Genomic DNA, 21,348 nt, shown 5'->3' on the forward strand with positions numbered 1-21,348 from the left:
CGAAGCATATCGCTCCCAGTGTGGTCACTCTTGGCGAGATCGGCCGTCCCACCACTGCTTCCAGTGATGTTCGATCTCGTCGAACTCGTCCGCGCTGAGATCGTAAGTGGCCAGAATGATCTGGAGTTCCTGCTGGGCGCGGTACGGAACCGTCGGCTTTGCCGCGACCACCAACAGTCCGGGACCAAGGTCTTCGATTGTCACTCCTGTTTGCAGCGCGCTGACGAAGTCGACAATGCCGTCGGCGTAATCGCCGGGAGCAAGCGTGGCGGTGTAACGCCCGCCGGCTTCCACAGGAAGGTGCCCGAGTCCGAGGATCGAGGCTGCGGATTCACCCGGAATCAGTGGGCCGTCGAGGTAAATTGTTCTGCGCTCGGCCAATCCGTGATGTTCGACGCCGAACTTCAAGAAGTGCAGAAATGTGGTCCAGCCCTCCGTGATGTCCTCGTACCATTCGTCGTCGGGTACCTGCGGCGGACGCGTCATCCGGACAATGGTTCTGCCGCCCTGGTCGATCAAGGCGAAGCGATCACCGTTACCCAGTTCGAGGGTGTGTGCGTCAGGGTCTGCGACCGCGGTGCCGTAGATCTGAGTGATTTCGTCGTCGAGTCCGTCGTAGTCCCACCCGAACCAGCGCCGAATCAGCGAAGGATCGCGCAGCGCCGGCCACAGCACGGACGGCGCTGCTGCGATGGACACCTCGATCACCGTTTCGTTCACGGGGAACACGCTACCGGGATCAACCGTCCGTCAGCCCTTCATGGCGACTGTCAGCAGAAAAGCAACGTCTTCGAGCGCTTCGACACTGTGCCGGTGGGCCGGAATGGTGAGGAAATCGCCAGTCGACCCTTTCCATTCGTCGCTACCGCACACGAGGTTGAGTTTTCCACTCAGGACCAACAGCGTTGCTTCGCCGGGACTGTCGTGTTCTGCGAGGCTCTTGCCGGCGCTCAGCGCGATCACGGTCTGTCGCAGGCTGCGTTGGTGGCCACCATAGACGGTTTGTGAACTACGACCGCTGGTTGCCGACGCAGCCAGTTTCAATTGTTGACGGGCGAGGGCTGTCAGTGACTTCTTGTCCATCGAAGACCTCTCGGGTAGCGCGATCATCTCGGTTTCTCGAGTATGACCGACAGGCTGGTGAGGTGCCTCGTTATTGGCGGAAGTGGTCAGCGAGTGTATTCGAGCCAGCGGAAGCGCAACCCGGTCTTCTCCGACGTGTGCCAGGGCTCGTCGGACGTGAGGTTCCAATCGGGGCCGATCTCGGGAGCAAAGGCTTCGCCGGTGATATCGAGATCGATCTCGGTCACCAAGAGACGCGTCGCGAATGGCAGTGCAGCCGAATATATTTGCCCTCCGCCGACAACAAAGAGGTCGCCGTCAGGCAAGGCCAGCGCGTCGTCGAGGCTGGGTGCGGCTTCGGCTCCGTCCGCTGCCCACTCCGAATTGCGGGTGACAACGATATTGCGGCGCCCACTGAACGGCCGGAACTTGGGTGGAATGGAATCCCAGGTCAACCGGCCCATGATCACCGGATGCCCCATGGTGACTCGCTTGAAGTAGGCCATGTCCTCCGGCAGTCGCCACGGAATCGTGTTGCCTGCACCGATGACACCATTGTTCGCCTGAGCCCAGATGAGGGTGACTGCGCGATCATTCATGATCAGACCGCGACCGGAGCCTTGATAGCAGGATGGTGCTGGTAACCGACTATTTCGACATCCTCGAAGGTGTAATCGAAGATGGAATCGCGCTTGTTCAGTTTCAGAATCGGAAGGTCGAGCGGGGTCCGGCTGAGTTGTTCGGTGACCTGATCGACGTGGTTGTCGTAGATATGGCAGTCGCCGCCGGTCCAGATGAATTCGCCGACGTCGAGACCGGCCTGCTGCGCCATCATGTGTGTGAGCAGGGCGTAGCTGGCGATGTTGAAGGGAACACCCAGGAACATGTCGGCACTACGCTGATACAACTGGCACGAGAGTTTGCCGTCGGCGACGTAGAACTGGAAAAACGCGTGGCACGGTGCGAGCGCCATCTGCGGAATGTCGGCGACGTTCCACGCGGAGACGATGATCCGACGCGAATCGGGGTTGGATCGCAAGGTTTCGAGAGTTTGCGTGATCTGGTCGATGTGCTCACCCGACGGGGTGGGCCAACTGCGCCACTGGACGCCGTAGACCGGGCCCAGTTCACCGTTCTCGTCGGCCCACTCGTCCCAGATGGAGACGCCGTGTTCATGTAGCCACGCCACGTTGGAGTCGCCGCGCAAGAACCACAACAGTTCGTTGACAATCGACTTGAGGTGCACCTTCTTGGTGGTGACCAGGGGGAAACCGTCGGCAAGATCGAATCGCATCTGGTGACCGAAGATGCTGCGAGTGCCGGTGCCGGTGCGATCGGCTTTGGGGGTGCCGGTCTCCATCACGAGTTTCAACAGGTCTTCATATGCGGTGGAGACAGTCACGGGACACAGTCTAGGGCACGCACGATAGCCTCGTTCAATGCGTGAACTCCTCGTGATCGGCGTCGGCGCCGGTGACCCCGACCAAGTGACGATCCAAGCTGTCAAGGCCATGAACAGGGCAGATACGTTCTTTGTGATCGGTAAGGGGAGTGAGAAGCAGGATCTCGTCGACTTGAGGACCGGGATTCTCGAAGAACATGTGACCGGTGAATACCGCGTCGTCGAGATAACCGATCCCCCGAGAGATCGGACACCTTCGGACTACGAAGGTGTTGTCGACGACTGGCATGACCGTCGAGCGTCCATCTTCGAGGAAGAGTTTGCGGCCGAAGCCGGAGTCGGCGCGATTTTGGTGTGGGGTGACCCGTCGCTCTACGACAGCACCTTGCGCATCGTCGAACGAGTGCTCGCGCGCGGCAACGTCACATTCGACTACACGGTAATTCCCGGTGTCACGAGTGTGCAGTCTTTGGCGGCGCAGCACCGCATCGTGCTCAACCGCATCGGCGAATCGATACACATCACCACTGGGCGCAAGCTCGCCGAAGGATTGCCGGACGGCATCGACAACGCCGTCGTGATGCTTGACGCGCACTGCACGTTTACCGAGGTTGCCGGGGATGACGTGGAAATCTGGTGGGGCGCGTACCTGGGCACACCGGACGAAGTGTTGATTGCCGGTAACCTGCGTGAGGTAGAAGACGACATCGTGCGTGTGCGGGCGGAATTGCGTGAGAAGCACGGCTGGATCATGGATACGTATCTCGTTCGTCGCTAGACCGCCGCGCTGCAGGCGGTAAGTATTTACCCAGGTGAAGTGCAACTGTCGGCGGACCGGCACCCTATGATTTGCCCATGACATCGTTCGGGGCGGATCGGTCGCATGAGATCCTGCCTGCCCCGCGCGAACGCGATCAGTCAGCACTGCGGTCGGCAATCGCTCTTCTGGTGCAGTGGTTTCGACGGCCGGATCAGTTCGACAGTTTCACCCGATACCTCGCGTCCAAGGGGCTGGAGGTGGCGGTGCGCCTGATCGTGATCGCGTCGTGTGTGTCGGTGGCGGTTGCCATGTTGTTGCTGCGTTTCAGCGAAGCGGGCGTCCACAACCAAGTCACGAGTGTCATCAACGCGGGGATCATCGCCGGGACCGTCGCGATGATTGTGCTGTTCAGTCTTCTGCCGGCACTGACCCGTAAGTGGTCGTACCTGTTTGTCGCGTACGCGGAGCTCGGCGTAGTGATCGGTGTATTTCTGAACCGCGATCCGTTTATCGGTTTGATCCAATGCATCGTCTTCGTTTTGGTGGGCGGCTATATCGCGTATTTTCACAATGCGCGACTACAGGCTGCGCACATGGTTCTGTCCGGCGTGGTTCTGGTGCTTGTCGCTCGTCAGGTGGCCGTTTACGAGGATCCGGCGTTGGCGATCGCGTTGTCGTTGGTTGTCGCCACGAGCATCGTGGTCATTCCATTTGCCTGCCAGTTCGTGCTGTCGATCCTGGGTTCGGACGCCGAGAGTTCGGATGTGGATCCGCTGACCGGCCTGCTGAACCGGCGCGGACTACAGCGGTCGGTCGAAGAATGGGGGGTCACCGAAGCGAACTCCCGCGGATTGTCTTGTGTCGTGGTGATCGTCGATGTCGACAATTTCAAGACTGTCAACGATTCGTACGGACACGAACAGGGCGATATTGTCCTTCGCGAGTTCGCGGTGAGGCTACGTCGATGTGGAAGTAATCACGCTCTGTTCTCGAGATTCGGCGGTGACGAGTTCGTGTTGGTCGACATGATCGGCAAGCGCGCCGAACTCGAACTCGAGGAGAATCTGCGTCGGCACATGCGGTTGCCCGACAACGTTCCGGTGGTCACGACCAGCATCGGAATCGCAATTCCGTCGACTTCGACGTCCAGTTATGTCTCGGAAGTGGAACTCGCGGGATTGTTCCGACTCGCTGACGCTGCTATGTATCAGGCAAAGGCGTCCGGGGGTGACCGGGTCATCGTCACCCACACGCAATTGTGATGATTGTCGGATAGCGGAAGGTCGTGCAGGCTTATCCTGTTCGGGTGGGTGCAGCGGTCGATGACGGACATTCGGGTAGCAAAGCTACCGAACGGCCGTTTTCGTCTGCCGCGTTGCACCGAGTCGCGCCTCTGCTCGTCGACTGGTATCGACGCCCTGACCAATTCGAGTCCTTCACACGTTATCTCGCAGACAAAGGGCTGACCGGCGCATCGAGAACATTGGTTGTCAGCTCGTTGCTTCTGGTAATCGTCGTGATGTTCTTGACCAGATTCAGTCCTGCGGGTCCCACTACTCACGGGGAGCGCACCGCCAACCTCGTGATCATCGTCCTGACGGCGCTGATGGCCGCGATTCTCGCGACCAGAGGCAGGTTGGAGCGATCCTGGTCCTACGTGTTCGTGATTTATTCGGAAATTGGGATTGCCGCAGCGCTGGTGCTGTACTCGAATCCGCTAGCAGCATTGGCGCACAGTGTGATGTTCTCCGTGATCGGCGGATACATCGCCTTCTTCCACAACGCGCGCATGCAGACTCTGCATCTGTTGTGGGCGTCCGTCGTGGTTATCGGAGTTGTCGCGCGCATCGCCTATATCGAAAAGTACACCGATGTTCCGTCGTTGATCGCCATGGTCCTGTTGGTCGGCGCGGCCATCTACGCGATCCCGTTTGCGTGTCAGTTCGTGTTCTCGATTCTCGGAACCGATGCCTTGAAAGCGCAACATGACCCGCTGAGCGGACTCTTGAACAGACGAGGGTTGGCCGACGAGGTCGGATTGATGTTGCATCGGCCATTCGAGAGTTCCACCAATTTGGTTGTCGCAGCGGTGGATATCAATCGATTCAAGACGATCAACGACGAGTACGGGCACGACGTCGGTGATGTTGTGATCGAGAAGGTTGCCGCGAGACTGACACAGTCCGCCAGTCCATCTGCGTTGATCGCGCGCATCGGCGGTGACGAGTTCGTTCTCGTGGATCGGTGCGACGATCAGGAAATCGACAGTCTCGCAGAGTCCCTGCGAAACATAACCGTCACCGGTCCCGAGCATCCTGTTGTCGAGTTGAGCGTCGGAATTGTCGCAGCGACTGGTCCGTTCGGATCCCCGGATCGTGCGATTGCCGTCTACGGAACACTCCTCCGAAGCGCGGATCAAGCAATGTACGCGGCCAAAGCGCGACAGGAACACGCCGTGGTGGTGCTGCGAAATCTGCAGTGAGTTTGTCGGTATTCGGCGCTAGTGTGATGCCATGCCTGAACTGCCCGAGGTTGAAGCGCTGGCGGGATTTCTCCGCGAACACGCAGTGGGCGCTGTGGTCGGCCGCATCGACATTGCCGCATTGAGCGTGCTCAAGACCTTCGATCCGCCGATTGCTGCATTGCAGGGCCGAGACGTGACCGGCGCAGCCAGATTCGGTAAACATCTTGGGCTGGACTGCCATGGGCTCTGGCTCATCACTCATCTGTCGCGTGCGGGATGGATGCGGTGGCAGGACAATCCGTCGTCGACGCCACCAAAACCTGGCAAAGGCCCGTTGGCGCTTCGAGTTCATTTCTTCACGCCGGAGGGGCTCACTCCTGCTTGCGATCTCACCGAAGCCGGCACGAAAAAACGCCTGGCAGTGTGGATAGTGGCGGACCCGCTGGAGGTGCCGGGGATCGCTCGTCTGGGACCCGACGCCATGGCCGTCACCGAAGCGGAATTTGCCGAGATACTTGGTGGTACCTCCGCCCGGATCAAGAATGCGATAGTCGACCAGTCTCTCCTCGCCGGCGTCGGGAATGCCTACTCCGACGAAATCCTGCACACGGCACGGCTTTCCCCGTTCGCGACGTCTTCTCGTCTTACCGCAGAACAGATAACAACGCTGTACGACGCCATGCGAGCCGTGCTGGCCGATGCCGTCGAGCGATCGGTTGGACAGGACGCGGCACGGCTGAAGGGTGAGAAGCGATCGGGAATGCGGGTCCACGCCCGCACCGGTTTGCCCTGCCCCGTGTGTGGTGATGTGGTGCGCGAAGTGTCTTTTGCCGAGCGATCCTTCCAGTACTGCGCAACCTGCCAGACCGGCGGAAAACCATTGGCAGACAGGCGAATGTCGCGGCTGCTCAAGTAGTGAACTGATCGGAGAGGAGTGTGACGAACTCCCGGGCCAGTGACGATGAGTGGGCCGGGTCGGTAATGGCATGGACGACCCGGTGCGGCGCATCGGCGATCGGCACACAGACCAATTCGGGATGCTCGGCGCTCATCGACTCCGGCAGCAAGCCGACGCCCAGGCCGTTGACTGTCAGGGAACAGATGAGGTCGACGGAATTCGCTTCGTACGTGCGTCCCCGCGGAACCCGCGATTCCGCAAATGCCTGATCGGTTTGGACCCGGGCCTCGCTGCCCGACGCGAAGTCCACGAGCGGGACGTCTCGCAGATCGTCGAGTCGGATGGACGGCAGTGTGCTGAAAGGGTGACCGTCCGGAACAAACGCGGCAGTCGACTCGCTCCACAACGGGGTGGCCGAGAGCGTCTTGGGTAGTCGCCCAGGCGCCAAGCCGACAATTCCTACGTCGATAGCCCCCGATCGAACGCCGTCGATCACTACCTCGCTGCCGTAGGGGCGCACCGTCACATCGATGCCGGGGTGGCGCTGCGTCAGAGCTGCCAGTGCCTGTCCGACGTCGACGCGGCCCGCTGAGGAAATGACGCCGACAGTGAGTCGAACCTGCTCGACGTTGCTTCCCGAAACGTCGCTGACCAGTCGCGACACGGCACCGAGTACGTCTCGGGCTCGGGAGACGAACACTTCGCCCGACTCGGTCAGCCCGACATTGCGGCTGTTTCTTTGGAAGAGTTCGACACCGAGCTCGCGTTCGAGATCCCGTATCTGAGTGCTCAACGCCGACTGTGACACGTGGAGTCGAAGTGCCGCTCGACTGAAGTGCCTGTCCTCCGCAACAGCGAGTGCGTAGCGGATGTGCCGAAGTTCCATGACACCAATCTATCTGTTTTGAGGATTGATTCTGCAGATCTATCTATTGGACTGCAATCGGATGGCGGTTCATGCTTGAGCAATGATTTCTCACGACACGCGTCCACGGCTTGGACTACCGATAGTGCTGCTCATGGCGGCAGCAACGGGTCTGTGCGCGGGTGGCAACTACTTCAACCAGCCGCTTCTCGATTCCATCGCGGAACATTTGAATGTGTCGCCGTCAACGGCGGCTGCCACGGTGACTATCGCCCAGGTGTCGTACGCGCTCGGTTTGGTACTTCTGGTGCCGGTAGGTGACATGGTCGACCGACGCAAGCTGACGGTTGGTCTGATGCTTCTGGCAGCACTCGGTCAAGCGGTCAGTGGATTTGCTCCGAACTTCGCCACCCTGGCCGTGGGAATCGCTGTTGCCGGTGTGTTTTCGGTTGCCGCGCAGGTTCTCATTCCGTTTGCCGCATCACTCGCCGAACCGCAGCGGTCCGGCCAGGTGGTCGGCACGATCATGAGTGGCCTGCTGATCGGAATTCTGTTGGCACGCAGCGTTGCCGGACTGCTCTCCGGGCTGGGCGGATGGTCGACGGTGTACAAGGTGGCAGCGGTGTTGATGGTGGTCATGGCTGTTGCGCTGTGGCGATCCCTGCCCACGGACGCCGGCCCACGGCCGAAGGTGAGCTACCTCGCGACCCTGCGTTCGCTCGGGAGCCTGGCAAAAACCCTGCCGCGGTTGCGTACTCGCGCCGCCATGGGCGGGCTCGCCTTTGCTGCGGTCAGCACGGTCTTCACCACCATGGCATTTCTCCTGGCCGGCGAATTCGGGTACAACGACACGCAGATCGGCCTGGTGGGATTACTCGGCGTGGCGGGAGCGTCGATGGCCACTGTCGCCGGGCGGTTGGCTGATCGTGGCAAGGCCCAACTTGCCACCGGTGGCGCCCTGGCCGTCCTGCTGTTGTGCTGGTTGCCTTTTGCCGTGGGTGGCACCCACCTCGTGTGGTTCCTGATCGCCTTCCTGCTCGCCGATCTTGCGCTGCAAGGAGTGCATGTCAGCAACCAGAACATCATCTACGCCCTCATCCCGGAAGCGCGGTCGCGTGTCAATTCCGTCTACATGACGACTTACTTCGTCGGCGCTGCCGTCGGGTCGGCCGTGGGATCTGTTGTCTGGAAGGGGTATGGATGGTCCGGCGTGTGCATCGCCGGCCTGGCATTCTCCGTCGCCACGGTAGCGGTGTGGATGGTCGACCGGCGGTTGGATGACCCTGTGCGCCTTTCTGGTAGCGCCCACTACCAGAAAGGCGCACAGGGCCGGAGGCTCTAGCTGGCCGGGTCGTACCCGAACTCGCGGAGCTCCTGCGAGCAACGGCAGGCCACTGCGATTTTCCTCGCCCACTCGACCGCGTCCTCGCGCGTCGGCAGCTCCAGCACGGTGAACCCGCCCGTGAGTTCGCTGCCCGGATAGATCTCGGTGCTCACCGACCCGTCGGCGGATACCAGCACGGGATCGACTTCCCCGTCGATTCCGCCGCCGAATACGTAGACGCCGGCAGCCTTCGCCTCCTCGATCACAGCGTGGGATTCGGCGGAGACGATCGGGAACTCCTCGTCGGTGAGCACCAGCGCTTCGCTCGGGAAGGAGATGAGGTATTTGGTCATGTCTCGATGGTGCCCCGCGGACGGGGCGGACATCAAGGGTTGCATCAACGGCACCGAGTGCGTCTAGCGCTCGGCAGTAAGGACATCAGGCTCGAGCCATTCAACGCCGAGGAGTTCGGCGAGACTGCGAAGGCCCGACTGGTCTCCACCCTTCAAACCGGTTACCGACTGAAGATTACGCAACATCGTTGTTGCAACATCCTCTTCCTTGGTGCCGACGCCAAAAGGGATGAGCCACGGGCACGTTTGGTAGTCGCGGTGTGATCGACCAAAAGTCTGCTCGGCGGCAATACCGGAGTACCGGGGTTGATGGAAGATCCCGGTGCGAGGCAGCGGTGACGCGTGAGTGCCGTCCGGCAATGCCTCGTTGGCATGCAGTGAGATGGACGTCGTGACGTTGAAAACGACAACGGGCGCCTCGCCGCGTTGGAAGCGAAGGCGTTGGTGCTCCTTGTCGGTGACCGCGCCAAAAATCTTGGCAACGGAAATCCCCGAGTCTTCGATCATCTCGACCAGCGGATCGCCCGCTGTTGACACGAATTCGACGGCCACCAGCACCTGCTTTCCTGCCTTGACCTGAGCCTGCGCCCACTGAGCGGTGGATTCGGCGCGGATCATGCCGGCCTTCTGCCGGTATCGCAGAACCAGCGCGCGGCCGCGAGCAATGTTGCGGCTTTTACGTGCCAATCCCATTTCGTACGCGTACTCGGCCCACTCCGTCTCGTACTGCGCGCGTTGAGAGGGCGTGAGGTCGATAGGCATACCGTCGAGTGGGACCGGACCCCACGGAGTTCGGCGATGAATCATCAACGGAGGCTTACTGTTCGACAACCATCCTCGGACGGTTTCCAGAGCGCTCGCCTGTAGAGTCGGTGATTCCTTGGCTTCGGCGCTCCACGTCCACTTGCCGTACGACTTATCCAGTGGGAGGCCGGATTCGAGTAGCCTGGCGCCTAAGTCCGACCAGTACTCCGACGGCTCGTTGTGTAGCTGCGCGAAAAGTGGTGCGAGATAACGCTGATCGGCAGGAGTGTGACCAGGCGTTGCGGTCACCGACAGGACAAATGGCGACTGATCGTGACTGTTGGGGAAGCGGGCAACCTTCTCGAACGCCGCTGTGCGCTGAGTGTCGTTGCTGTACAGCTGGGCTTCGTCGGCAATGACAACCCCGAATGTGTACTTGGGGCGGCCGTTGCGGGCAATGAGCTTCTTCAGTTGATCGGGAGACATGATCAACCAACGGAATCCGCCGTCGCCGACGGAAGCAATGGAGTACCGCCAATGCGGGATGGTGATCTGAGCGGGTCGGTCGACGAGGACCAGGATGCTGGACTCGCCGCGTTCTTCGGCAATTGTCTTGGCCGCCATGATCGCAATGAGTGTCTTGCCCAGACCTGCGTTGTCGGCCAACAAGAAACCGCGTCGGCCGGCGCGGGCGGCGTCGACTACCGCAGCGGCCCCCGAAACCTGAACAGGTCTCGGTATTTTAGGCGCCGACGTCGGACGTTCTCCGGCGCCGCCATTGATGTCGTCCTCTACCCACTGCTGGTAGGAGAAGGGGAGCGCTTTGAACGACAGTAGTTCTGTAGGAAGTTCGCTGCCCACCCAGGCATAGCTCTTCCATTTCTTCACGAACTGTGCGCCCGGCGCCGCAGTCCGGAACGGGACGTCGAGGAGCCAGACACGTTCACCCGGGCCTGCGGTGGGAACGTCCGGAGTTGTAGCTGTCTTTCGGGTGGGCGCCTTTCGTGTAGCTGTCTTTCGGGTGGCTGGCTTACGTGTTGTTGCAGTTCGCTTGCGGGGTGGCATCAGGCGTCGGTACCGGTTTCGTCAGTGTTGAGATCATTGCCGAGATCACTGGTGAGGAGTTCGCGCAGCGTCAACGGGGGGCGTCCGGTGATGTCTTCCACCGCAGTGCTGATGACAGCGAGTTCTCCGTTTGCGATGGCGGTGTAGGTGGACACCCAGGCGTCAACTTCCCAGTCCGGTGCGTTGTACGACGCGCGGGATGCATAGGCCTCCTCGACGGTTTCTTCGTGGTAAACCGTCTCACGCCCGGTGACGTCGGTGATGATCGCTGCCACCTCGGCGAGGGTGAGCGCTTCCCGACCGGTGAGGTCGTAGGTTCGGCCGACATGCGCGTCGGGATCGGTCAGTACCGACGCGGCGACGCGGGCGATGTCCGATCGAGCAACCGCGCCGACCGCGCCATTGCCGGCCGGGCCCCGGATGACACCGTCAGCGCCGGCCATAGCGGGAAGGAAGTCGAGGTAAGCGCTGTCGCGAAGAAAGGTGAAAGACATTGCGGTGGAACGGATATGTTGCTCAGTGGCCCAGTGATCGCGGGCCAACGTGAAGGTGGCGTCCGGTGCTGCGCCGAGGTACGAGGTGTAGACGATGTGGCGCACGCCTGCGGAGACGGCAGCGTCGATGAAGGTGCGGTGCTGATCGAGACGGTCGGCACTCTCTGCTGCCGAGACCATGAACAAGATGTCGATGCCGTGCAGGGCCGCGGCGGCGCGATCGTGATCGGAGAAGGTGGCCTCAGCGCTCTCCGTACCGGGTAACTGGGGGAGTCGGCTGATCGAACGCGCGATCAGCCTCAGCGGAATACCGGACTCGGTGAGGATGCGAGCGACCTCCCCGCCGATGTGGCCAGTGGCGCCGGTGACGGCGATGGTGCGTGAACGCTCGGACATGGGAACCCCTTCGTTCTTGGTGTGTGTACATCTTGCCCTGTTGTCAGCGTCGGTGCTCGTATCCGATCCAGGCTCGTCGACGGTCGCCGAGTGGATCGCTCTCCACTCGGCTGATGCGGTCGAAAATCATGGTTCTCCGCTGGGCGCTCGTGTACACGGGCCACTCGGTACCCGGGCTACCGGTTCTCGCGAAGTTGATCCAATGTTCTTGCATCGCTTCGGTGACCGTCGCCAGGGACCGACGCCCACCGATCGCGGTCAGCGCACCGGTGAGGGCGTCCGATCGCCCGAACACGGCAAACAGTTCTGTGGCGTGGGTGGCGCCAAGTCCGACCAGGGTGAGGATGCGCGGCGCAAAATCGTAGCGGTAGCTGTACGTGGGGGCCACGTCGCAATGTCCTTGTGCGCACAGGACCATCGGTTCCCAGAATGTGATGTCGCCGCCGATGTCTGCGGCGGCGTAGCGGTGCGGATACGTCGGATAGGCGGCGAGTGCGCGGGCCTTCACGTCGGCCGAAACGTGCGAGAACATTTTCTCGATGCGGGCAGGATCGGTGGGAAGAATGTTGAGGAAACGTGGAAAGATTCTGCCCTCGTGGAGATTTGACCCGAGTATCAGTGGCACGGGATGAGATTTTCCGGCGGCAAAGACGTCCAGCGGATGTTCGGGGAGGACGTCGTCGCCCACAACAGGCGCGAAAGCACGGGTACCAGGTTCCTCGTCAGCGCCGCGACGCACAAGTTCGTCGCCGACCTCGACGAGCCGACGAACCGGTACATTTCGTAGCCAGGCCGCGGGTGTCTTGGTCGGGGCTCCGGCAATGTCGAGGAATTCGCGTGCCCACCCGTGCGCGCGTTCTTTTCCGTATGCCGAAGCTGCCGGCGGGCTTTGAGCGATGGCGCGGGCAAACAACCCTCGCGTAGACGGTGTTGTCATCACAGTGGTGACGGCATTTGCGCCGGAGGATTCACCGAAGATTGTGACGTTGTCAGGGTCACCGCCGAACGCCGCGGCGTTTCGCTGGACCCATTCGAGTGCCGCAATCTGGTCACGTAGCCCGATATTCGAGTCGAATGAGTGCTCCGCAGTGGAGAATTCACTGAAATCGAGGTAGCCGAGCGCGCCGAGGCGGTACTGGACGGAGACGTAGATGACATCGCCACGTTCCACCAACGACGTTCCCCAGTACATCGGCGCCGACGGATTTCCGCCGTTGTACGCGCCGCCGTGAATGAACACCATCACGGGACGTGGGGTAACACTGGCCGACTCGGGCGCAAGAACATTCACGAACAGACACGACTCGTTTTCGGTGCTCTTACGCTGTGGTGCCGGTGAATCGAACTCGGTGGCCGAGCGGGTTCCCGCCCACGCCGCAACTGGTTGCGGTGCGAGAAACCGCGCCGACCCGATCGGCGGAGCAGCGTAGGGAATGCCGCGCCAGGTGCGGAGTCGACCAGTGCGGGTCTCGAGGTAGCGGCCCCGGATCTTTCCCGAATCGAGTACTACGTCAAGGTTGTCGGTCACGAAGAAACCTGATTCGGTGCGTAGTTGCGGTAGCCCGCATATCCGGACCAGGCGCGTCGTTGCTCGGCGCGCGGATCGGTGTCCACGCGAGAGATCGCGTCGAAGATCATCGTGTGACGCTGCGCGGCGTAGCTCGGCCAGTCACTTCGAGGTGCCGCATGCTGTGCGAAGTGCAGCCAATGTCCCTGCATCGCCTCGGTGACGGCGCTGAGGCCTCGCCTGCCACCAGGAACTGTGAGGCCACGGCCGACTGCGCTGTCACCGATACCGAATACCGCAAACATTTCGAAACCGTGAGTGGCGTCGAGACCGACCCATCGCATCAGTGGTGGCGCAAAGTCGAAGCGGTAGGCGTACGTGGGTGCGTACTGCGCGTGTGCCTGCGCCAACTCGACCGACGGATGCCAGAAAGTCACGTCGCCGCCGATGTCGATTGCAGTGTCAGTGCTCGGGTATCCCGGATATGTTGCAAGGATTCGATTTCCGGCTGCGGGATCGGTGAGGGCGAACATCCTCTCGATTCGCGCGGGAGTTGTCGGGAGCCCGTCGAGGAACTTCGGGAAGAGCGTGCCCTCACGCTTGTTGGTGCCGATGATCAGCGGAACCCGATGTGCCAGGCCGCGACTGCACGCCTCCGCCGGCGGGTGGGGAAGAAAATCTCCGTCGACACTGGGCCCGAACGGATGGAGCCCTGGTGTAGCAGCAAGAGCTTCGGCTCCCAGGCGGGCTCCGGCGCGGCCCAATTCACGAGCCGACGTAAGACGCAGAGCCTGGTCCGGGGTGGCGTCGGAGCCCAGAATGTCGATGAACCGTCGACCCCATTCGCGTGAGAGTGACTGGTTGGCAACAAGATCCGGTGCCGGGCTCTCCGCTATGGCGGCCGCGAACAATCCTTTGGCCGCCGGCGTCGCCAGCAGGGTGGTGACGGCAGTGCCGCCGGCCGATTCGCCGAAGACCGTCACTCGATCGGGGTCGCCGCCGAATGCTGCAATGTTCCGCTGCACCCATTGCAATGCGGCCACTTGATCACGAAGCCCGAGGTTGGCGTCGAAATGATGCCGAGGAGTGGAGAATTCGGTGAAGTCCAAGAAACCCAGAGCACCCAGTCGGTAATTGATCGATACGTACACGATGTTGCCGCGGGTGACGAGCGAGCGCCCGGAATAGATGCCCGTCGCCGAGGTGCCAATGGTATTGGCGCCCCCGTGGATGAACACCATTACCGGAAGGGGCTCGCGGCTAGGGTATTCGGGGGCAAGAACATTGAGTGTGAGGCAGTCTTCGCTGCTGGGGTGATACTTCCCGGGAGCCAGCGCCAAGCCCTTCTTGTTCTGGACCGACGCATCGCCGAATACCGAAGCGTTCCGCTCACCACGCCAAGGCCGCACTGGTCGTGGCGCTTGCAGCCGCAAAGCTCCGACCGGGGGACGCGCGTAAGGAATGCCTCGCCACGCACGGAGTTTGCCCACCCGCGTGCCGCGCAATGTTCCGTCAGCTGTGCGTACGAGTAGACCTGGATTCGTCGGTGCGTCTGCCGCCATAGTCGCGACTATACGTAACTTCTGCCCCCGATTACCGCCGTGCCTCCAACAACCTGAGCCATACTTCGCTGACCGTCGGATACGACGGCACCGCATGCCATAACGTGTCGAGCGGGACCGCACCGACGACGGCAATTGTTGCTGCGTGGAGCAATTCCGAGACATCCGGACCGACGAAGGTTGCCCCGACGATTACGTCGGCACCACGGTCGATCACCAGTTTCGCGCGGCCTTCGTAATTGTCACGGAGCAGCGAGGATCCCGCGACGGCAATGTCGATCTCCACGACCTCGACGTCGATACCGTCTGCCCTGGCCTGCTTTTCGGTGCGCCCCACCCATGCTGCTTCGGGCGAGGTGAATACCACCTGTGGAACACGGCCGCTGTCAGCGGAGGCGATGAACCGTGGGTCGACCAGCGCGCGTCCCGCTGCTCGTGCGGCGATCACATCGCCGCACACTCGGGCCTGGTACTTACCCATATGGGTCAGCGGTGACCGGCCGTTGATATCGCCGACGGCATAGAGCCATTCGCCCTGTGCACACAGGTGATCGTCCGTCGGAACGTACGCACCATCGGTCAAACCGACGGACGACAACCCCAACTGCGCCGACGTCGGCGCACGGCCCGCGGCAACAATCAGTTCGTCTACCTCGATCACGCCGGAAGAGGTGTCGATCGTGACTGGCCCACCGTGAATGTTCCCCTCGCCCGTATCCCGGGCATCGGGGCGCGATACGGAATGGACGGTAGTCCCGAAACGCACGTCGGCTCCCTGTGCGGTGAGATGACGCGCAACCATGTCTCCGGCAAACGGTTCGGCAGATTTCAGCACTGCGTTGCCCCGTACCAGCAACGTCACCTCGGCGCCGAATGACAACAACCACGTCGCGCACTCCGATGCGACGACACCGCCGCCGATGACGGCAACACGCCGCGGAACTTCGTGGAGATTGGTGGCGTCGCGTGACGTCCAAGGGAGCGCAGCCCGCAGTCCGGGTGTGTCCGGGACCGACGCGGTTGTTCCGGTGGCAAGTACGACGGCCTGGCGGGCGAAGAGTGTGCGGGTGCCGTCGACAACAACGGTCCGCTCGCCGTCCAGAACGCCGTGGCCTTTGATCACGTCGATACCGGCGGACTCGGCCCACTCGACCTGCGAGGAATCGTCGTGGTTGTGGGTGAAGGAGTCACGTCTGGCCAAGATCGCGTCGATGTCCGGCGGCGCGGCGGATACACCTGGCAACGCGCCCGCGTCGTCGAGCACCTGCCCTGGCCTCAGGAGCGCCTTACTCGGCATACACGCCCAGTACGAGCATTCACCACCGACCAGTTGGTGCTCCACGATGGCAGCGGTACGGGTGCTTCCGGCTATTGCGTAGGCCGCGGCGTTTTCGCCCGCCGGTCCGCCGCCGATGACTATGACATCGAATTCTTCGGTCATCGCTCTACGGTATGCCGATCGGGTGGTGATGTGCAGGGTAACCGGTTTGTCGACTGACAGTCCGGTGTATCGACCCAGTGGTGGTTACAGTGGCAGCCATGACGCGGCAGAAGATTCTGATCACCGGCGCAAGTTCGGGTCTCGGCGAAGAAATGGCACGAAGGTTCGCAGCACGGGGACGCGATCTGGCTCTATGCGCCAGGAGAACCGATCGGCTCGACGCTCTCCGGAAGCAATTGCTCGCCGAGTATCCAAGGATCACAGTTGCGGTGGCAGGGCTTGATGTCACAGAACATGATTCCGTTGTCCGAGTGTTCGGCGAACTTCGCGACCAACTCGGTGGGCTCGATCGGGTGATCGTCAATGCCGGTCTCGGTAAGGGCGCCAAGATCGGTACCGGTAAGGCACACGCGAATCTTGCGACAGCGCAGACGAACTTCGTAGGCGCACTGTCACAGTGCGAGGCCGCACTCGAGATATTCCGCACGCAGAACGCCGGGCACCTTGTACTGGTGTCCTCGATCAGTGCAGATCGTGGACTTCCCGGCACCAAAGCCGCATATTCAGCGAGCAAAGCCGGGGTGGCCGCGCTCGGTGAGGCTCTCAGTATCGAACTGGCGCGCACGCCAATTCGAGTAACCACCCTGCTGCCAGGTTTCATCAAGACGGACATGTCGGCGAGTGCCGGCGACGATTCTTCCTTGATGGCTGAGCTCGACGAGGGCGTCGATGCGATGGTTGCGGCCATCGAAAAGGAAGTGACACGAGCGGCGCTTCCCGGACTGAAATGGCAGGGAATCGATGCTGCACTGCGGTTTCTGCCCAACTCGGTGACGGCGAGGTTCGTCTGATGAGTATCCACAAGTCGAACGGCAAGCCGCGCGTTGTCATTGTCGGCGGCGGATTCGGCGGCCTCTACGCAGCCAAGAAGTTGAAGAAAGCCGACGTCGAAGTAGTTCTGATCGATCGCGGAACCAGTCACGTGTTTCAGCCGTTGCTTTACCAGTGTGCAACCGGGCTCCTCTCCGAAGGCCAGATCGCGAGCCCACTTCGGCACCTTCTGGAAGACCAGAAGAATACGAATGTAGTGCTGGGCGAAGCAAAATCCCTCGATGCCGAAGCTCGGCTGCTGACCGCAAGCAGATTCGACGGTTCGACATTCGACCTACCGTACGACTATCTGATCGTGGCGGCCGGCATGCGGCAGTCGTACCACGGCCAGGACGACTTCATCAAATGGGCGCCCGGAATGAAAACGCTGGACGACGCGCTGGCCATCCGCCGCAGTCTCATTGCCGCGTTCGAAATGGCCGAATCTCTCCCCACTGCCGAGGAACGGCGTCCGTGGTTGACGTTTGCCGTTGCCGGCGGCGGACCGACCGGGGTCGAGATCGCGGGGCAGATACGCGAATTGGCGATGCACGCGCTCACCAACGAATTCAGGTCGATCGACCCGGACGAGGCGCGAGTGCTCCTCTTCCACGGTGACGATCGAGTGTTGCCGTCGTTCAATAGATCGCTGTCCGCAGCTGCCGCACGCACTCTCGCGAAGATCGGCGTCGAAACGCATCTCGGCGTGCATGTCACCGACGTCGGTGAAACCGAGATCGAGACCACCGACAAGAAGACAAAAGCGAAGCAGCGCTACGAGACCCGCACCATTCTGTGGACCGCCGGTGTCGAAGCAGTGCCGTTTGTCGAAGCGCTCGCCTCGGCGCTCGGCGTCAAGCAGGTCGGCGGCGGCCGCATCGACGTCGAGGCCGACCTGACCGTGCCAGGCCACCCGAACATCTGGGTCGTCGGCGACATCATGTCCCGGGACAAGTTGCCCGGTGTCGCCGAAGTGGCTATGCAGGGTGGACGCTACGCGGGGGCGCAGATCGCTGCCCGCGTCGAAAACGGCCGACCGAACGGAAAGCCCTTCAAGTACCGCGATCTCGGTACTGCCGCCTACATTTCGCGTCGCCACGCACTCCTGCAGGCCGGACCGATCCGGATGTCGGGCTTCATCGGCTGGGTGTCGTGGGGAGTCATTCACATCGCGTTCCTCGCGGGTTTCCGCAACCGCGTCAGCACGGCACTGAACTGGGGTGTCACCCTTGCGTCGAAAACTCGCCGGGAACGCGCAATCACATTCGGCGACCCGGAAACCGCACGGCAACCGTACAACTGAGCGATCTGTCGCGGGATCCGACTACTCCGTGGTGAAGACGGGATTCCCGAATTCGTCGATCATGAACCACAGACTACCGACGGCCTGCCCCAACATGTCGCCGGGCACTTCATCGTCCAAGTATCGGTAGACCGGCTTGCCGTTGACCGTCACCTGGAACGAACCGTCAGGTCCCGGTACGGTACCGAGCGCCGCGTTGATCCCCTCGGTCACCGGAGAATCGGTGACAGACGTGACGGCAGGCCAATGCCGGAGGCAGCTCTCGTCGCACGAATCCCCGGTCGGGTGCTCCTCGTCCGGGTCGTAGATGTAGACGGTCATACCTTCGCCGTCGACGGCAATTGTTCCCAGTGGAGACTCGGCAGTCTTCAGTAGCACCGCGTCGGCTGCGGCCGGCGGCGACAACGATGTCGGCATCACGGTGACGTTGTCCGCATCGGTGCCGGAGTCGGTGGCGTCGTACGAACAGCCGGACGCGGCAAGTGCGGCACTGGCCACAATCGCGAACAACCACTGTCTGCGCATGATCGCTCCATTCGAAGGTGGGCGCTACTGGCAGTGGGGGATACCCGCGAAGGGGCCACGGGAAACGTAGATCTTCCCGCATACTGTCACCGGATGTTCGACGTTGGTCGCGGCATTCACGGGGATGCCAGTTGCAGTTGTACTGCAACAACTTTCGGTATAGATGCAGCGCTGCCGCGTCGAATGGTGATCAGGCGCGTGGCTGTGGCGCAGTGTAGGTAATGCAGTCCGGCGGGACGGATGGCAGGCCTTCGGAGGACCTGAGCTTCTCGGCAATCGAGGAAAGCAGGCTCTGTGACTCGGGGGACAGATCTACGGCTTTACGTGTGAGGGAACGTAATTCGTTGTCATAGAATTCTTCCGCAACCGAACGGTCCTCATCGGGGATCAGTTCCGGATCATGGCGAGGGGTAGGTGCAAAGAAGTACTCGGCGTCGACTCCGAAGAAGTCGGCGAGTGCCAGCACTACCTGCTCAGACGGGTTGGTTCGAACGCCACTGCGCAGCTGCGAGAGATACGGTGTGGAAATTCGGCAGCCACGTTGGGAAAGTGCGTCTACAACTTGCGCATTGGTCAATCGGGGAGGTGTTACGGGGTACAGGGCGTTCAATCGTTCTCGGAACGAATCTGCCACGGTTCCTCCCATTTCCACGGTTCCTCCCTTCGCTTGTGACGTGTGCGCCACAATGTGCTGCATATTTCTGCGATTGCATAGTTATGCGAAGCAGATGTCACATAGTAGACGACTCAAAATTGGATGTTTAGAAATGAGAGTGCTTTTACCTGGGGATATTTGGGTTTTCCGGCTCTGAAAGCGTTTGCGGACAGTGTGATTTGCGACGCGAACTGACCGTTCGTTATCAGAATATTAAATCAGTACCTTCCGGGCGGTTTGTACTGATTTACGCTCTTATGCAGCTGATTTGGCTAAGTTACCGGCCAGTCTCTTGTGCGAGCATACCTTTCGGCTCTGCCAAGGCCTCGAACGGCGAGTTCGCTTGGAGGGAAATGAGCGCTACCAGGGGTGAGCGAAGATGCCGAATTTTTCGAGCGTGTTGCAGGCCAGCGTGCGCAGCGCCTGATTATCGGCCGATACGAAGCTCACCAGCGACAAGGTGTACGTGGCGTGGTTGCGACTGAGGTATCCGGAGACTCGAGTTGATGTGTTGTCCAGTTGAGCGGCGCTCGCTCCAGGATGCACCGCGCGGAGGGCAAGCCCCGTAGTCCGGTGCCCCTCGAACTGGTCGATGTCGACCGTACCGATATTGGAGCACAAGGCATCTCGCTGACCAGGTCCGTCGGCAAGTCGATGAGCGACTCGGTCGGGGACGACCTGCAGGAGTTCGGCCGGGAAGCCTGCCGGACTCGACATCGGAGGAGCCTCGAACGCGTCACGGCACAATGTGCGAATCTGCGCGATAGTGGTGGAGGGGGTCAACGGGATCGCGACCATCGCGACCGAATTGTCGACGGAATTGTCTCCCTGGTCAGTGGTACGCACGTTCATCGGAACGCTGAGCGTGACTGCGGCGGTTCTGTTCTCGGCTCGCGCTAGCTCGCCGACACAGGCCAGGAACAAGCTGTTGGCGGTACCTCCGGAAGACGTTGCGACGTCATCCCATTGGTCCCGGTCGATTTCCAGAACCGCGGACGTTACCGAGTGTCGCTGGAAGCGCCGAGTGGCGGCGGCCGGTGCGGTGAAGCCGCGGAGTTCGGCTCTGCGCGCCGGACTGACGATCAATCCGCCCACCGCACGGGTGGTTCCGCGCAGAACGCGGCCAACGGTCGAGCGCGCGTCGGTGATATCCGAGTGGCCGGTGTGATCGATCGGCGGTGACGGTTTCCGCTGCATCGCGTCGCTGAGGGCGCCGATCAATCCGCGGGCGTCGGCAAGGACATGGGAACACGTCACGGAGACGACGGTTCCGCCGTCTGAATCGTAGGTCGCGGCGATGCGCCACCCCGGACCTCGTTCCGGGTCAACCGAGAGGAGGGCCGCAGCGTCGGCCCACTCGATCACCGAGTCGGCGGCGATGGGCTCCGAACGAAAACTGAGAGGGTAATGACGCGGGTCGGCGATGAATTCGGGCCGGGCGCCCGGAATTCGCGGCCTGCGCACGCGTCGGCCGAGCGGCCCGGACGCCACCCGTACACACAACTGCTCGAGCTCACTCGGATCGACGATGCTGTCGGTGCGCCATACGCCCTGCATCACGATCGGCAAGCCGAGACCTCGGTGGGTCCACAGAAACATCTCGTCGACGACACTCAAGCGAACTCCCACCCCAGCAGTGTAGGCGTGGCACGTAGAGG

The 21,348-nt window shown here is 61.5% G+C and carries 21 protein-coding genes; 7 read left to right on the plus strand and 14 right to left on the minus strand.

The genetic code is table 11. From position 1 onward, the window contains the following. Nucleotides 1–24: 24 nt before the first annotated feature. The 4 genes from CJ178_RS27225 to CJ178_RS27240 form a co-directional block, all read right to left on the minus strand. Nucleotides 25–720: an SRPBCC family protein gene (locus CJ178_RS27225; RefSeq protein WP_095888418.1), complete on the minus strand. Its 696-nt coding sequence runs from the start codon at nucleotides 718–720 to the stop codon at nucleotides 25–27. A gap of 30 nt (nucleotides 721–750) precedes the next feature. Next, on the minus strand, nucleotides 751–1,083 hold the full coding sequence (locus CJ178_RS27230) for a cupin domain-containing protein (RefSeq protein WP_033234188.1): 333 nt from the start codon (nucleotides 1,081–1,083) through the stop codon (nucleotides 751–753). 86 nt (nucleotides 1,084–1,169) lie between these two features. Beyond that, nucleotides 1,170–1,661, minus strand: a complete 492-nt coding sequence (locus CJ178_RS27235; RefSeq protein ID WP_095888419.1) for a dihydrofolate reductase — start codon at nucleotides 1,659–1,661, stop codon at nucleotides 1,170–1,172. A gap of 2 nt (nucleotides 1,662–1,663) precedes the next feature. Next, complete coding sequence (locus CJ178_RS27240; RefSeq protein ID WP_045069164.1) at nucleotides 1,664–2,464, minus strand: thymidylate synthase; 801 nt, start codon at nucleotides 2,462–2,464, stop codon at nucleotides 1,664–1,666. 37 nt (nucleotides 2,465–2,501) lie between these two features. Between CJ178_RS27240 and cobF the strand changes: the two genes are divergently transcribed. The 4 genes from cobF (at nucleotide 2,502) to CJ178_RS27260 (ending at nucleotide 6,604) form a co-directional block, all read left to right on the plus strand. Then, complete coding sequence (gene cobF / locus CJ178_RS27245) at nucleotides 2,502–3,242, plus strand: precorrin-6A synthase (deacetylating) (protein WP_045069166.1); 741 nt, start codon at nucleotides 2,502–2,504, stop codon at nucleotides 3,240–3,242. Between the two features lie 77 nt (nucleotides 3,243–3,319). After that, nucleotides 3,320–4,486, plus strand: a complete 1,167-nt coding sequence (locus CJ178_RS27250; protein WP_052683593.1) for a GGDEF domain-containing protein — start codon at nucleotides 3,320–3,322, stop codon at nucleotides 4,484–4,486. Nucleotides 4,487–4,530: 44 nt separating this feature from the next. Next, on the plus strand, nucleotides 4,531–5,706 hold the full coding sequence (locus CJ178_RS27255) for a GGDEF domain-containing protein (RefSeq protein ID WP_095888420.1): 1,176 nt from the start codon (nucleotides 4,531–4,533) through the stop codon (nucleotides 5,704–5,706). A 31-nt stretch (nucleotides 5,707–5,737) separates the two neighbouring features. Continuing rightward, nucleotides 5,738–6,604, plus strand: coding sequence for an Fpg/Nei family DNA glycosylase (locus CJ178_RS27260; RefSeq protein WP_095888421.1), 867 nt, complete (start codon nucleotides 5,738–5,740; stop codon nucleotides 6,602–6,604). On the opposite strand, the gene CJ178_RS27265 is transcribed toward CJ178_RS27260, so the two are convergent. Next, nucleotides 6,597–7,472 carry a LysR family transcriptional regulator gene (locus CJ178_RS27265; RefSeq protein ID WP_095888422.1) on the minus strand — a complete coding sequence of 292 codons (876 nt, stop codon included), beginning with the start codon at nucleotides 7,470–7,472 and terminating at the stop codon, nucleotides 6,597–6,599. The genes CJ178_RS27260 and CJ178_RS27265 overlap by 8 nt on opposite strands. A gap of 82 nt (nucleotides 7,473–7,554) precedes the next feature. Between CJ178_RS27265 and CJ178_RS27270 the strand changes: the two genes are divergently transcribed. Further along, nucleotides 7,555–8,793, plus strand: coding sequence for an MFS transporter (locus CJ178_RS27270; protein WP_095888423.1), 1,239 nt, complete (start codon nucleotides 7,555–7,557; stop codon nucleotides 8,791–8,793). Here the strand turns inward: CJ178_RS27270 and CJ178_RS27275 are convergent. The 6 genes from CJ178_RS27275 to CJ178_RS27300 form a co-directional block, all read right to left on the minus strand. Next, entirely contained in the window at nucleotides 8,790–9,128 is a 339-nt protein-coding gene (locus CJ178_RS27275; protein ID WP_033234195.1) for a YciI family protein, read from the minus strand. The genes CJ178_RS27270 and CJ178_RS27275 overlap by 4 nt on opposite strands. Before the next feature lie 63 nt (nucleotides 9,129–9,191). Then, nucleotides 9,192–10,937 (minus strand): DEAD/DEAH box helicase family protein, encoded by a 1,746-nt coding sequence (locus CJ178_RS27280; RefSeq protein WP_095888424.1) that lies wholly within the window; start codon nucleotides 10,935–10,937, stop codon nucleotides 9,192–9,194. Then, nucleotides 10,937–11,827, minus strand: a complete 891-nt coding sequence (locus CJ178_RS27285) for an SDR family oxidoreductase (RefSeq protein WP_051730472.1) — start codon at nucleotides 11,825–11,827, stop codon at nucleotides 10,937–10,939. The genes CJ178_RS27280 and CJ178_RS27285 overlap by 1 nt, the downstream gene beginning before the upstream one ends. A gap of 43 nt (nucleotides 11,828–11,870) precedes the next feature. Beyond that, on the minus strand, nucleotides 11,871–13,355 hold the full coding sequence (locus CJ178_RS27290) for a carboxylesterase/lipase family protein (RefSeq protein WP_095888425.1): 1,485 nt from the start codon (nucleotides 13,353–13,355) through the stop codon (nucleotides 11,871–11,873). Then, the gene (locus CJ178_RS27295) at nucleotides 13,352–14,896 is read right to left on the minus strand and encodes a carboxylesterase/lipase family protein (protein WP_095888426.1); all 1,545 of its coding nucleotides are present in this window, start codon (nucleotides 14,894–14,896) and stop codon (nucleotides 13,352–13,354) included. Before CJ178_RS27295 ends, CJ178_RS27290 begins: the two co-directional genes overlap by 4 nt. A gap of 31 nt (nucleotides 14,897–14,927) precedes the next feature. Next, on the minus strand, nucleotides 14,928–16,337 hold the full coding sequence (locus CJ178_RS27300; protein ID WP_095888427.1) for a dihydrolipoyl dehydrogenase family protein: 1,410 nt from the start codon (nucleotides 16,335–16,337) through the stop codon (nucleotides 14,928–14,930). A gap of 98 nt (nucleotides 16,338–16,435) precedes the next feature. Here CJ178_RS27300 and CJ178_RS27305 point away from each other — a divergent pair, with 98 nt between their 5' ends. Beyond that, nucleotides 16,436–17,188, plus strand: coding sequence for an SDR family oxidoreductase (locus tag CJ178_RS27305; RefSeq protein ID WP_095888428.1), 753 nt, complete (start codon nucleotides 16,436–16,438; stop codon nucleotides 17,186–17,188). After that, a complete protein-coding gene (locus tag CJ178_RS27310; RefSeq protein WP_095888429.1) occupies nucleotides 17,188–18,510 on the plus strand; it encodes an NAD(P)/FAD-dependent oxidoreductase in 1,323 nt (440 codons plus the stop codon). Before CJ178_RS27305 ends, CJ178_RS27310 begins: the two co-directional genes overlap by 1 nt. A gap of 21 nt (nucleotides 18,511–18,531) precedes the next feature. Here the strand turns inward: CJ178_RS27310 and CJ178_RS27315 are convergent, their stop codons facing one another. From CJ178_RS27315 to CJ178_RS27325, 3 genes are all read right to left on the minus strand, one after another. Continuing rightward, nucleotides 18,532–19,035, minus strand: coding sequence for a COG4315 family predicted lipoprotein (locus tag CJ178_RS27315; protein ID WP_095888430.1), 504 nt, complete (start codon nucleotides 19,033–19,035; stop codon nucleotides 18,532–18,534). A gap of 190 nt (nucleotides 19,036–19,225) precedes the next feature. Beyond that, complete coding sequence (locus CJ178_RS27320) at nucleotides 19,226–19,669, minus strand: helix-turn-helix domain-containing protein (protein ID WP_033234389.1); 444 nt, start codon at nucleotides 19,667–19,669, stop codon at nucleotides 19,226–19,228. Nucleotides 19,670–20,050: 381 nt separating this feature from the next. Then, a complete protein-coding gene (locus CJ178_RS27325) occupies nucleotides 20,051–21,319 on the minus strand; it encodes a hypothetical protein (protein ID WP_257013461.1) in 1,269 nt (422 codons plus the stop codon). Nucleotides 21,320–21,348 lie beyond the last annotated feature (29 nt).

The organism is Rhodococcus sp. ACPA4 (genome assembly GCF_002300185.1).
GTDB lineage: Bacteria > Actinomycetota > Actinomycetes > Mycobacteriales > Mycobacteriaceae > Rhodococcus_F > Rhodococcus_F globerula.

Coding starts and splice junctions, on each gene's coding strand:
- cobF (WP_045069166.1), top strand. CDS start 2,502: ATGCGTGAACTCCTCGTGATCGGCGTCGGCGCCGGTGACCCCGACCAA.
- CJ178_RS27275 (WP_033234195.1), bottom strand. CDS start 9,128: ATGACCAAATACCTCATCTCCTTCCCGAGCGAAGCGCTGGTGCTCACC.
- CJ178_RS27260 (WP_095888421.1), top strand. CDS start 5,738: ATGCCTGAACTGCCCGAGGTTGAAGCGCTGGCGGGATTTCTCCGCGAA.
- CJ178_RS27315 (WP_095888430.1), bottom strand. CDS start 19,035: ATGCGCAGACAGTGGTTGTTCGCGATTGTGGCCAGTGCCGCACTTGCC.
- CJ178_RS27250 (WP_052683593.1), top strand. CDS start 3,320: ATGACATCGTTCGGGGCGGATCGGTCGCATGAGATCCTGCCTGCCCCG.
- CJ178_RS27230 (WP_033234188.1), bottom strand. CDS start 1,083: ATGGACAAGAAGTCACTGACAGCCCTCGCCCGTCAACAATTGAAACTG.
- CJ178_RS27300 (WP_095888427.1), bottom strand. CDS start 16,337: ATGACCGAAGAATTCGATGTCATAGTCATCGGCGGCGGACCGGCGGGC.
- CJ178_RS27295 (WP_095888426.1), bottom strand. CDS start 14,896: ATGGCGGCAGACGCACCGACGAATCCAGGTCTACTCGTACGCACAGCT.
- CJ178_RS27310 (WP_095888429.1), top strand. CDS start 17,188: ATGAGTATCCACAAGTCGAACGGCAAGCCGCGCGTTGTCATTGTCGGC.
- CJ178_RS27285 (WP_051730472.1), bottom strand. CDS start 11,827: ATGTCCGAGCGTTCACGCACCATCGCCGTCACCGGCGCCACTGGCCAC.
- CJ178_RS27305 (WP_095888428.1), top strand. CDS start 16,436: ATGACGCGGCAGAAGATTCTGATCACCGGCGCAAGTTCGGGTCTCGGC.
- CJ178_RS27280 (WP_095888424.1), bottom strand. CDS start 10,937: ATGCCACCCCGCAAGCGAACTGCAACAACACGTAAGCCAGCCACCCGA.
- CJ178_RS27235 (WP_095888419.1), bottom strand. CDS start 1,661: ATGAATGATCGCGCAGTCACCCTCATCTGGGCTCAGGCGAACAATGGT.
- CJ178_RS27265 (WP_095888422.1), bottom strand. CDS start 7,472: ATGGAACTTCGGCACATCCGCTACGCACTCGCTGTTGCGGAGGACAGG.
- CJ178_RS27270 (WP_095888423.1), top strand. CDS start 7,555: ATGATTTCTCACGACACGCGTCCACGGCTTGGACTACCGATAGTGCTG.